Origin of the sequence: Spiribacter salilacus (assembly GCF_009649225.1) — a bacterium.
Taxonomy (GTDB): Bacteria; Pseudomonadota; Gammaproteobacteria; order Nitrococcales; family Nitrococcaceae; genus Spiribacter; species Spiribacter salilacus.
On sequence record NZ_WJPP01000002.1, the window covers coordinates 337,954 to 348,260 of the forward strand.

The 10,307-nt window shown below is 55.1% G+C and carries 14 protein-coding genes and 1 tRNA gene; 1 reads left to right on the plus strand and 14 read right to left on the minus strand.

Annotated elements, in window-relative coordinates:
* Positions 1-41: 41 nt before the first annotated feature.
* From GH984_RS04575 to GH984_RS04595, 5 genes are all read right to left on the minus strand, one after another.
* A complete protein-coding gene (locus GH984_RS04575; RefSeq protein WP_153719020.1) occupies positions 42-281 on the minus strand; it encodes a MoaD/ThiS family protein in 240 nt (79 codons plus the stop codon).
* A 51-nt stretch (positions 282-332) separates the two neighbouring features.
* Positions 333-406: transfer RNA gene (locus tag GH984_RS04580), tRNA-Gln, on the minus strand.
* Between the two features lie 13 nt (positions 407-419).
* Entirely contained in the window at positions 420-812 is a 393-nt protein-coding gene (gene rpsI, locus GH984_RS04585; RefSeq protein ID WP_153719021.1) for a 30S ribosomal protein S9, read from the minus strand.
* A 17-nt stretch (positions 813-829) separates the two neighbouring features.
* Positions 830-1,258 carry a 50S ribosomal protein L13 gene (rplM, locus tag GH984_RS04590; protein WP_153719022.1) on the minus strand — a complete coding sequence of 143 codons (429 nt, stop codon included), beginning with the start codon at positions 1,256-1,258 and terminating at the stop codon, positions 830-832.
* 75 nt (positions 1,259-1,333) lie between these two features.
* The gene (locus GH984_RS04595; RefSeq protein ID WP_369691937.1) at positions 1,334-1,753 is read right to left on the minus strand and encodes an OsmC family protein; all 420 of its coding nucleotides are present in this window, start codon (positions 1,751-1,753) and stop codon (positions 1,334-1,336) included.
* Between the two features lie 98 nt (positions 1,754-1,851).
* Here GH984_RS04595 and GH984_RS04600 point away from each other — a divergent pair, with 98 nt between their 5' ends.
* On the plus strand, positions 1,852-2,466 hold the full coding sequence (locus GH984_RS04600) for a cyclic nucleotide-binding domain-containing protein (RefSeq protein ID WP_153719023.1): 615 nt from the start codon (positions 1,852-1,854) through the stop codon (positions 2,464-2,466).
* A gap of 9 nt (positions 2,467-2,475) precedes the next feature.
* On the opposite strand, the gene trpC is transcribed toward GH984_RS04600, so the two are convergent.
* The 9 genes from trpC to moaB are packed head-to-tail and all read right to left on the minus strand — an operon-like array spanning position 2,476 to position 10,239.
* The gene (trpC, locus tag GH984_RS04605) at positions 2,476-3,279 is read right to left on the minus strand and encodes an indole-3-glycerol phosphate synthase TrpC (RefSeq protein ID WP_153719024.1); all 804 of its coding nucleotides are present in this window, start codon (positions 3,277-3,279) and stop codon (positions 2,476-2,478) included.
* Entirely contained in the window at positions 3,276-4,304 is a 1,029-nt protein-coding gene (trpD, locus tag GH984_RS04610) for an anthranilate phosphoribosyltransferase (protein ID WP_153719025.1), read from the minus strand. The genes trpC and trpD overlap by 4 nt, the downstream gene beginning before the upstream one ends.
* A 14-nt stretch (positions 4,305-4,318) precedes the next feature.
* A complete protein-coding gene (locus GH984_RS04615; RefSeq protein ID WP_253939119.1) occupies positions 4,319-4,918 on the minus strand; it encodes an anthranilate synthase component II in 600 nt (199 codons plus the stop codon).
* A gap of 3 nt (positions 4,919-4,921) precedes the next feature.
* Positions 4,922-6,268 carry an amidase family protein gene (locus tag GH984_RS04620; RefSeq protein WP_153719026.1) on the minus strand — a complete coding sequence of 449 codons (1,347 nt, stop codon included), beginning with the start codon at positions 6,266-6,268 and terminating at the stop codon, positions 4,922-4,924.
* Positions 6,261-7,751, minus strand: coding sequence for an anthranilate synthase component I (trpE, locus tag GH984_RS04625; RefSeq protein WP_153719027.1), 1,491 nt, complete (start codon positions 7,749-7,751; stop codon positions 6,261-6,263). The genes GH984_RS04620 and trpE overlap by 8 nt, the downstream gene beginning before the upstream one ends.
* A complete protein-coding gene (locus GH984_RS04630) occupies positions 7,748-8,428 on the minus strand; it encodes a phosphoglycolate phosphatase (RefSeq protein ID WP_153719028.1) in 681 nt (226 codons plus the stop codon). The genes trpE and GH984_RS04630 overlap by 4 nt, the downstream gene beginning before the upstream one ends.
* A gap of 3 nt (positions 8,429-8,431) precedes the next feature.
* Positions 8,432-9,103 carry a ribulose-phosphate 3-epimerase gene (gene rpe / locus GH984_RS04635; RefSeq protein WP_153719029.1) on the minus strand — a complete coding sequence of 224 codons (672 nt, stop codon included), beginning with the start codon at positions 9,101-9,103 and terminating at the stop codon, positions 8,432-8,434.
* A 19-nt stretch (positions 9,104-9,122) separates the two neighbouring features.
* Complete coding sequence (locus GH984_RS04640) at positions 9,123-9,731, minus strand: TetR/AcrR family transcriptional regulator (protein ID WP_153719030.1); 609 nt, start codon at positions 9,729-9,731, stop codon at positions 9,123-9,125.
* Positions 9,724-10,239 carry a molybdenum cofactor biosynthesis protein B gene (gene moaB, locus GH984_RS04645; protein ID WP_369691938.1) on the minus strand — a complete coding sequence of 172 codons (516 nt, stop codon included), beginning with the start codon at positions 10,237-10,239 and terminating at the stop codon, positions 9,724-9,726. The genes GH984_RS04640 and moaB overlap by 8 nt, the downstream gene beginning before the upstream one ends.
* Positions 10,240-10,307 lie beyond the last annotated feature (68 nt).

A 10,307-nucleotide genomic window follows, 5' to 3' on the forward strand; every position in this document is an offset into this window, starting at 1 on the left:
GTAGCATACCCGTATCCGAGTTTATGCGGTATTGCTTCGGATCAACCTCCGCTCACTGGCGGTAATAAAACCAGCACTTCGTCTGCCTGTAAAAGGTCTTGACGGCTTTTAACCTCATCTCCCACCGCGCAGGCCACTCTAGGCAAGTGAGATTTCAGTGCGGGGTAGTCGCTGGTTAGCCGATCTAAAATCTCTGCGATGGCCACCGGTGGTGACATGTCTAGGGTAACTTGGTTGCTGCCCACCACTTCTTTAAGCACACCAAAAAACTCGACCTGCATTCTCCACCTCCATAAAAAAGGGGCCGCGGTATGACCGCGACCCCTTGCAGTTGGCTGGGGGACTAGGATTCGAACCTAGGTTGACGGAGTCAGAGTCCGTAGTCCTACCACTAGACGATCCCCCAAAGGAACCGCTACTTATCGTTTTGAGAACTGCGTGGCGCGACGGGCTTTGTGCAAGCCGATCTTCTTACGCTCTACCATACGCGCGTCACGAGTAACAAAGCCTGCCTTACGCAAGCCGCCCTTCATTTCTTCATCATAAGAAATCAGCGCCCGGGTAATGCCGTGCCGAATTGCACCCGCCTGGCCGCTAGAGCCACCACCGCTAACCGACACTTTGATATCTACCTTATCGAGCGTATCTGTTAGCTCAAGTGGCTGACGCACAACCATTCTGGCCGTTTCACGACCGAAATATTCGTCAAGCGGACGACCGTTAACCACGATGTTGCCACTGCCCGGACGCATGTGAACGCGTGCTGCAGAGGTCTTACGCCGACCGGTGCCATAAAATTGCTGAACTGCCATGATATTGATGCTCCGGCTCAGATTTCCAGCGCCTGAGGCTGCTGGGCATGGTGTTGGTGATCGGGGCCGCTGTAGACCTTGAGCTTTTTAAACATGGCTCGGCCGAGCCGGTTTCTGGGCAACATCCCCTTAACCGCATACTCAATGGCACGCTCTGGATGCTCCACAATCAATTTATCAAAGGTAATCGACTTCATGTTGCCAACATACCCGGTAAACCGATAATAGGTTTTCTGCTCTGCTTTGCGCCCCGTTACGACAACCTTATCGGCGTTAACTACAACAATGTAGTCTCCCGTGTCGACATGGGGGGTGAACTGCGGCTTATGCTTGCCACGCAGACGAAACGCAATTTCCGACGCAAGTCGGCCTAAAGTTTTGCCTGCGGCATCTACTACAAACCAGTCGCGCTGTACTTCTGCTGGCTTGGCACTAAAAGTCTTCATTAATATGGGCTCTCTGAAGTCAATGCTTCCGAATCAAGAACGCGTATCGTACACAGTGACGCAAAAACAGACAAGTCAATTTTCTACCACGGTTTCGTGGCTATGCGTTACATCGGCCACCTGCGCAAACATAATAGAGGCTGAGCAGTATTTTTCGGCCGATAACTTAACCGCACGCTCTACCGCTGCGGCCTTTAACCCCGCGCCGCTCACCTTAAAATGCAAGTGAATGCGGGTAAACACCTGCGGCGGTGTCTCAGCTCGCTCTGCCTCTACCTCAACTTCGCAACCACTCACAGAGTGGCGGCCACGCTCTAGGATATGCACAACATCTACGGCAGAACAGCACCCTAACCCCTGGAGAATCAATTCCATTGGGCGTGGACCGCGATCTTTACCCCCCAAATCGGGTGGACCATCGACCACTAGTCGGTGACCGCTGCCTGATTCTGCCTCAAAGGCCATGCCGTCAAGCCAACGAATTCGCGCTTTCACCTTAAAACCCCCTCATACGGTGCGCCCTATGCGGGCGATGCCAATGTTGATTACCCAGTATACCGTCTGAGTCGGAGGCCAAAAATAAGGAGAACATTATGTCAGCCCCCATCTTTGAGCGTCTGCGTAACCACTGCCATCGGCGCACTTATCCTGCCCAATCCACGATTGTGCACCGAGATACACCCAGCGATCGGCTATTTCTGTTACTCGAAGGGTCGGTTAGTGTTTTACAAGACGATGAGAATGGCCGCGAACTCGTCATGACGTATCTTAACCCAGGTGATATTTTTGGCGAACTAGGTCTGTTTATTGACAGCGCAACGCGTAGCGCCTGGATACGCGCTCGCAGCCAATGCATAGTCGGCGAAATCAGCTACCGGCGGTTTCAGCGTCTTTTTCAGGCCGATCCGGCACTGCTACCACCCGTTGTTAAACAGCTAGCCCTGCGGCTTTATCAAACCAACCAACGCGCCCGAGAGCTTGCATTTGAGGATGTTCGTGGGCGAGTGCTTGCGGTGTTGCTCGAGCTGGCCAATCAGCCCGATGCCATTGCCCACCCTGAAGGCAAGCAAATCAAAACCACTCGAATTGAACTTGGGCGATTGGTTGGCTGCTCTCGAGAAATGGCCGGCCGCGTGCTACGCGACCTGCAAACGGAGCAGCTAATTGATATGCAGGGAAAAACCATTTTAGTACACGCTGCACGCTAGCCCAGCGGCTCAAAATAATGTTTTGAGCTTTTCGCCAGGGTCGGGGTGGCGCATAAACGCCTCCCCGACTAAAAATGCATGCACACCGGCCGCACGCAGTGTTGCCACATCGTCTACCGTGGCAATACCGCTTTCTGTAACCAACCGCGTCGTGGCGGGCACCTCGTCAATTAACTTTAACGTGGTATCAATGTCGGTATGAAAGCTGCGCAAGTCGCGATTGTTAATGCCAATGAGCGGCGCTTCAATACGAAGGGCACGCGTGAGCTCCTCAGCATCATGCACCTCAACTAAAACATCCATCCCCAGCGCCTGCGCCTGCGTATGTAAATCCTGCAGCTGTGCCTGCTCGAGCATCGCCACAATCAGCAAAACGCAGTCTGCCCCCAGCGCTCTCGCCTCAACCACCTGATAGGGGTCGAACACAAAGTCTTTACGAATTAAGGGCAAATTGCAGGCTGCTCGCGCCTGACGAAAATGCGCATCACTGCCTTTAAAGAAATCCTGCTCCGTTAATACAGAAAGGCAAGCTGCCCCCGCCGCGGCGTATTGCTGCGCAATCTCAGCCGGGTTGTAATCGGCGCGCAGCAGCCCTTTGCTCGGTGAGGTTTTCTTGGCCTCCGCAATCACCGCCGCATGACCCGCTGCAATGCGCTGATCGAGTGCTGCTTTAAATCCGCGCACAGGATCTGCAACCTGAGCGGCGCTCTCAACCTCGGCCAAAGGCATTGCCTGTTTTTGCGCTGCTACGCGCTGTGCCTTCTGCTCAACAATGCGCTTTAGGATATCGGGGGCATCGGCAGCCGTACTCATGCCACACCCCCAAGCTCACGGCTTAATGCAATAAATTGCGTCAGTTGTGCTCGCACCTCTCCGCTGGCAAGGAGCGATTGTGCCCGTGCAACTCCGGCGGCAAGCGTACCCTCAATGCCCGCCACATAAATTGCAGCACCCGCATTTAAGGCCAACAGGTCTGTCGCTGGGCCGGGCATCCCATCAAATACCGCTTGGATCATCTCTAAGCTTTGCTGAGCGGAATCTACCCGCAGGCTTGAGAGATCTACCTGCTGCATGCCGAAGTCTTCGGGCTGCAAACGATACTCAGTAATCACCCCGTCTTTGAGCTCTGCCACCTGTGTTGCCGCACCGATACTGATCTCATCCAAGCCATCTTCTGAGTGCACAATCATTACGCGCTGGCTGCCTAGCGCCTGCAGAACTTCTGCCATCGGCCGAACCCATCGTGTAGCAAAAACGCCGAGCAACTGATTAGGCGCACCGGCTGGGTTGGTCAGCGGGCCCAGCAAATTAAATACGGTACGCACCCCCATTTCCCGCCGCGGCCCAATAGCATGGCGCATGGCCTGATGGTGGCGGGGTGCAAAAATAAACCCAACACCCACCTCTTCAATACAGGTTGCAACCGCCTCAGGCGTTAGCTCAAGGCACGCCCCTGCAGCTTCAAGCACATCAGCGCTACCGGAAGAAGAAGACACTGAGCGATTGCCATGTTTAGCCACATGCCCACCCGCAGCCGCCACCACAAAGGCTGTTGCCGTGGAGATGTTAAACGTGCCCTGACCATCACCGCCCGTGCCACAGGTGTCTACCAAATGCGGCGCCGTCACTTTTACCTGCGTTGCTAGCTCTCGCATGACGCGGGCAGCGGCTGTAATCTCAGGCACCGTTTCGCCTTTCATGCCAAGGCCAATTAAAAAGCCGCCAATCTGTGCCGGCGTGGCCTCACCACTCATAATGCGCTGCATGACCGTGGTCATTTCGGCATCGGTTAAATCTTCATGCGCCATTACCTTACGAATGGCTGCAGGCATTTCCATTGTTGGCTCCTCAGTCACGCTGCCATGGCCGGTACTGCCAAGAAATTACGCAGTAAATCATGGCCTGCGCGGGTCAGTATCGATTCGGGGTGAAACTGCACGCCCTCTAGCGGCAGCTGCGTATGCCGTATGCCCATAATCTCTTCTACGCTGCCATCGGCATATTCCGTCCACGCCGTTATCTCAAAACAGGCCGGCAGCGTTTCGGCTGCCAACACCAATGAATGATAGCGCGTAGCCTCCATTGGCTGCGGCAACCCCGCAAACACGCCTTGATTGTTGTGATGCACCCACGAGGTCTTGCCGTGCATAACCGATTTAGCATGCACCACATCCGCCCCAAAGGCCTGCCCCATTGCCTGATGCCCCAAACACACTCCGAGTATTGGCAGCTTATCGGCAAAATGCCGAATCACCTCCAGCGACACACCCGCCTCGTTAGGCGTACACGGCCCCGGCGAGATCACAATTCGCTCTGGCCCCAAACGCTCTATTGTGGCGATATCGATGGCATCATTTCGATGCACCATCACCTCGGCCCCTAGCTCGCCCAAATACTGCACGAGGTTGTAGGTGAACGAATCGTAATTGTCGATCATTAGAATCTTAGGCATAGGTCACTCTACCATCGGCTCCGAAAAAAGCGTCAGCGCTGAGGCGGCTAAGCGCTCATCATCGCCCTGCGGTGCACTGATTTGGAGGCTTGTGAACTGTCGTTCACTATTAAGGCCCGTTGGCAGCGCTAAGGTGGGCATATCAAGGAAGCTACCCACCATCGTTAGGCGCAGGGTTTTTAGATTAATATCGGCAAAATACGCCGGGTCAGCCTCTAATGGCGCTATGGGCGGTGCCACATGGCCCACCGTGGGAAGCACCAACAATGCACCTTCCAGCTCTTGCTCAACGGCCTGAATTAACGCGACTCGCTGACGATACAGGCTAATCACTTTCTCTCCACTCATCTGCGATGCAGCCAGCAAACGCTGCTTGACGCGCTGATCCATCTCACCGGCGGTATCTGCTTCAACAAGCCAGCGATATTCAACCCAGCCCTCGGCTCCACCCAGCCAGCCGTATTTGGCAATTAAATCAATCACCTGCCCAACGGCCGGAACGCGGCCATAAGACACCGCCACGCCTTGTTCTGCTAATTGCTCGACGCTCGTTAACAAATTACGCCGAACCGCCGGGTCGGTAACGTATTCATCAAGCACGGCCTCGTCCACCAGCAATCGAATGCTGCTGGGTTGTAGTGTCTGGCGCGTTTGTACCTGCCCAACCCGCATACAATCATCAATCGCAAAGCAATCGGCCACCGAGGTAGCCAGTACGCCCGGCACATCAAAGCTTTTTCCTAATGGGGTAATACCTACCCCATCGTGGCGCGCGCAGCTCGGTCGATAAGAAACCAACCCATTAAACGCTGCCGGTACGCGCAACGATCCACCGGTATCTGAGCCCATCGCTGCGGGCACGATTCCCTTAGCAACGGCAACGGCAGAACCTGAGCTCGAGCCGCCAGACACTCTCGGTGTACGCGCATCGGCCGGATTGATCGGCGTACCGTAAGTGGGATTTAAACCGAGCGCAGAAAACGCAAGCTCAGTTAAATTGACCTTACCAATACTGACCAAGCCTGCCATTGCAGACCGATTAACCAGCGGTGCATCAGCCATTGCCGGTGTACGATGCCGAGCCAAAAGGCCCGATCCTGCGGTGGTTACCGTACCTTTAATATCCACAAGATCTTTCCAAGCAAACGGCACGCCATCAAGCGGGCTAACCAGACACCCGGCTTTTTGCCGCAACGCCGCTGCATGTGCTTCGGCTTCTGCGCGCTCTTTAAGCAAGGTAATGAAGACATTGTCTGCGCCGTTAGCCGCGCTCAATGCAGTTTGCGTGAGCTCGCGTGGGTCAATTAGCCCCTCAGCAATTGCTTGGCCCAGCGCCAGTGCACTAGTCACGATCTAGCCCTTTTTCTGCCATTGCTACGGCGCGGAACAGCGCGCGGCCCTTATTGACGGTTTCTTCCCACTCGGCGGCGGGGTCTGAGTCGTGCACTACGCCGCCGCCGGCCTGCAGGTGCACTTGCCCGTCTTTAATCACGGCGGTGCGAATCGCAATGGCCGTATCCATATTGCCCGACCAAGATAAATAGCCCACCGCGCCGCCATAAACACCCCGTTTAATGGGCTCAACCTCATCAATAATTTCCATCGCCCGTATTTTGGGTGCGCCTGATAGCGTACCGGCCGGATGAGTGGCCCGTAGGATATCCATGGGCCCCAAGCCATCGCGCAGCTGGCCAGTCACATTTGAGACGATATGCATGACATGGCTGTAACGCTCAATCGTCATTTGATCAGTTACGCGCACGGTGCCGGTTTTGCTAACACGCCCCACATCGTTACGACCCAAATCAATCAACATTAAGTGCTCGGCGCGCTCTTTAGGGTCGGCAAGCAGCTCTTCTTCTAAGGCTTGATCTTCAGCTGGCGTTGCGCCCCGACGGCGCGTGCCCGCAATTGGCCGCACGGTTACCTCGCCGCCCTCAAGCCGGGCCAAAATTTCAGGGGATGACCCCACCACCTGAAAATCGCCAAAATCCAAAAAGAACAAGTAGGGCGAGGGGTTGGTGCAGCGCAGGGCGCGATAAAGATCCAGTGGCTGTCCTTTATACTCGGCACTCATGCGCCGAGAGGGCACCACCTGCATACAGTCGCCATCAATAATGTACTGCCGAATGCGCTCAACAATGTGCTCATAATCGCTGCGACTAATGCTGCTGCTAAAGTCTTCCTCTACTACTTCACGCGCTGGGGCCAGCGGTGGGTAGCTTAGCGCTTGAGTTCGCAATTTTGTGGCTAGTGCATCGAGCCGCGCCTGCCCTTGGATAAGTGCCTGCGGCTGGGCGGGGTCTACATTAACAATCAAATAAAGCCGCCCGGCAAGGTTGTCAAAAACCAGCACCTCTTCTGATTCCATCAATAAGATGTCTGGCGCATCGAGTGGGTCTGGATTGGGGCAGTGAGCAAGCCGCGGTTCAATATAACGGATGGTGTCGTAGCCAAAATAACCCACCAGCCCACCTAAAAACCGCGGCAGTGCGGGCATATCATCCACCGGCGCGGCTTGCACCGCATTATGTTGTTCTTCCACCCACGCCAGTGGGTCTTCAACCGTTTGACTGGCAATACATTGGCCATCTTCCCAAGTATCAATACGCAGGCCATGCACTCGATGATGGCGCCGACAGGGCAGGCCGATAATGGAGTATCGGCCCCATTGCTCACCGCCTTGAACCGACTCAAACAGATAACTACCGGCACCGCCCGATAACTTTAAATAGGTGGAAAGAGGGGTATCAAAATCTGCCAACAGTTCACGAACTAAAGGGACTCGGTTAAAACCAGCGGCTTGATGCTGTGTGATTTGCTCGGGCGTCATGCCGCAAAAATCCCGTTAATCTGCTCGGCCAACTCATCTACCCGCATCGTTAACCGCTGTGGGTGGCCCGCAAAGGCAGATTCTTCACCCGGATAACCATAGGGCACACGTACTAATAAGGCGCCTGCCGCATCAGCAGCACCCCGGTCTGCCAACGAGTCACCCACATACACGCAGTGCTCAATAGGCACGTTTAATGCGGAGGCCGCATGCAACAGCGGCGCAGGGTCAGGCTTTCTGACTGTGAGCGTATCGCCGCTAACCACCACCGGGAAAAACTCGGCCAAATCCATTGCCTTGAGTAAAGGGTCGGTAAAACGGCCTGGCTTATTGGTGACAACGCCCAGCGGCAGGCCCAGCGCTTTTAACCGCTCTAAGCCCGCACGCACGCCCGGGTAAAGCACGCTTTTATCTACCAAACAATCGGTGTAATGCACAAAAAACTGCGCCAATGCGTCTTCGGTTTCTGCTGGCTCTGATGCGATGTGGCGCTGCCCAGCTAGCGCCCGGGCAACCAGCTTGCGCGCCCCGTTGCCAATCCACTCTCGCACCCGCGCTTCAGGCATAGGGCTGCGCTGCCGATCGGCCAGCATTCGGTTGACTGCGGTGGTTAAATCAGGCGCGCTATCTACCAGCGTGCCATCCAAATCAAATAACACAGCGGCCACGTTTTGCATCGGTTAAACCACGTTAGCTGCGGCAGCGCGCATTTGGTTAATAACAGCCGCGTAGTCTGGCTGCCCAAAAATGGCAGAGCCGGCCACCACCGTATCTGCCCCAGCGGCCACCACCTGATCGATATTGCCAGGCCCAACGCCGCCATCAACTTCTAAGCGAATGGGGCGACCAGAGGCATCGATAATGGCTCTTGCCTCACGCAGCTTATCAAGCGCAGAGGGCAAAAACTGCTGACCACCAAAGCCAGGGTTTACCGACATAATCAAAATTAAATCCACTTTATCGATCACGTAGCGCAAGCAATCCAGCGAGCTGGCGGGGTTAAAAACCAACCCGCTTTGGCAGCCTTGGTCGTGAATTAGCTGAAGGCTGCGATCGATATGATCGCTAGCTTCTGGATGAAAGCTAATCAGCGACGCACCCGCTTTGGCAAAATCTGGAATAATTCGATCAACCGGGCGCACCATCAAATGCACATCAATGGGTGCGGTAATGCCGTAGTTGCGCAAGGCTGAGCAAATCACCGGCCCAAAGCTTAAGTTGGGCACGTAATGGTTATCCATTACGTCAAAATGCACCCAGTCGGCGCCGGCAGAAAGCACCTGCTCTACCTCGGCGCCAAGCCGGGCAAAGTCAGCCGCTAAAATCGAAGGAGCGATGGTCAAATTTTGCATACGCTAAGCTTACCAGAAGCTAATGCGCTGCGGTGGCGCCCAGACTGGCTAGCAGGGCTCGGCGCACCTTAAGAAAGTCGCCCGGGCTCTGCAGCCGTGCCAGCTGAATCGCGCCCTGCGCAGAGGCCATCAGCAGCTGTGCCATGTCTTGGGGCTCTGGGCTAAAGGCCAACTCTCCGTTGGCACGACCGGTGTGTAGCGTATCGGTTAACCAAGTACGCAAATCATCACGTAGCGCTTCGGCCTCACGACAAGCGGCCGCCGGCAAGCTAGCAAATTCAACGCCCGCCAAACCCAACGGACAAACCCGGCCGCGCTCGATATTTTTTGCTTCCAAATCCAAAAAGCGCTCCACCCAATCCACCGATCGGCGCGGGCCTTCTGGCAACTGGCCACACCACCACGCAAACTCCTCGCGATAGCGCGCAAACACCGCTTCCACCAAGTCGGCTTTGCCACGAAAGTGGTAATGCACCGCGCCGCTACGAATTTCAAGCTCATCGGCAATTTGCGCAAAGCTAAAGCCGTGATAGCCCCGCTGCTGAAGCCAATCGGCAGCAATATTTAATATGCGCCGCCGCGTTTCACCGCGAGGACGCGGTTTAAACTGCCCCACCACTTCAGACACCTAACGCAAGCTCCGCTAAGTTACACGGCCGATGCCGCACATCCAGTTGACTGGCTAAAATGCCATTCCAACCATCTTTGCAAGCTCCTGGCGAGCCGGGCAATACCGCAATCAGCGTATCGTTTGCTAAACCGGCAATGGCGCGTGACTGCAGCATCGAAGTGCCAATCTTTTCGCGTGATATCTGCCTAAAAAGCTCACCGAAACCGGGAATCTCCCGATCAAATAGCACGCGCAACGCATCCGGCGTAACATCACGATCAGTAAAACCCGTGCCTCCCGTGCTCAGCACCACCTGAACGTTTGAATCAGCAATCCATTCCGACACCGCTGCACGAATTTGGTAACGATCATCAATCACGATGCGTCGTGCAACAATTTGATGGCCAGCGGCCGTAGCAAGCTCAGCCAGCGTATCGCCAGAGCGATCGTCAGCCTCGCCACGCGTATCTGATACCGTCAAAATCGCGATTGATAAGGGAACAAAATCACGTTCAGATTGACTCACTACAGGGCCTCATTAGCTATTGATGAATTAGGGTCAAGATACCGCGGCACTCACCGCAGACCAACCCT

Excerpts from the sequence above, each read along its gene's own strand:
- GH984_RS04575 (WP_153719020.1), bottom strand. The coding sequence starts at position 281 with ATGCAGGTCGAGTTTTTTGGTGTGCTTAAAGAAGTGGTGGGCAGCAAC.
- rpsI (WP_153719021.1), bottom strand. The coding sequence starts at position 812 with ATGGCAGTTCAGCAATTTTATGGCACCGGTCGGCGTAAGACCTCTGCA.
- rplM (WP_153719022.1), bottom strand. The coding sequence starts at position 1,258 with ATGAAGACTTTTAGTGCCAAGCCAGCAGAAGTACAGCGCGACTGGTTT.
- GH984_RS04600 (WP_153719023.1), top strand. The coding sequence starts at position 1,852 with ATGTCAGCCCCCATCTTTGAGCGTCTGCGTAACCACTGCCATCGGCGC.
- trpC (WP_153719024.1), bottom strand. The coding sequence starts at position 3,279 with ATGAGTACGGCTGCCGATGCCCCCGATATCCTAAAGCGCATTGTTGAG.
- trpD (WP_153719025.1), bottom strand. The coding sequence starts at position 4,304 with ATGGAAATGCCTGCAGCCATTCGTAAGGTAATGGCGCATGAAGATTTA.
- GH984_RS04615 (WP_253939119.1), bottom strand. The coding sequence starts at position 4,918 with ATGCCTAAGATTCTAATGATCGACAATTACGATTCGTTCACCTACAAC.
- trpE (WP_153719027.1), bottom strand. The coding sequence starts at position 7,751 with ATGACGCCCGAGCAAATCACACAGCATCAAGCCGCTGGTTTTAACCGA.
- GH984_RS04630 (WP_153719028.1), bottom strand. The coding sequence starts at position 8,428 with ATGCAAAACGTGGCCGCTGTGTTATTTGATTTGGATGGCACGCTGGTA.
- rpe (WP_153719029.1), bottom strand. The coding sequence starts at position 9,103 with ATGCAAAATTTGACCATCGCTCCTTCGATTTTAGCGGCTGACTTTGCC.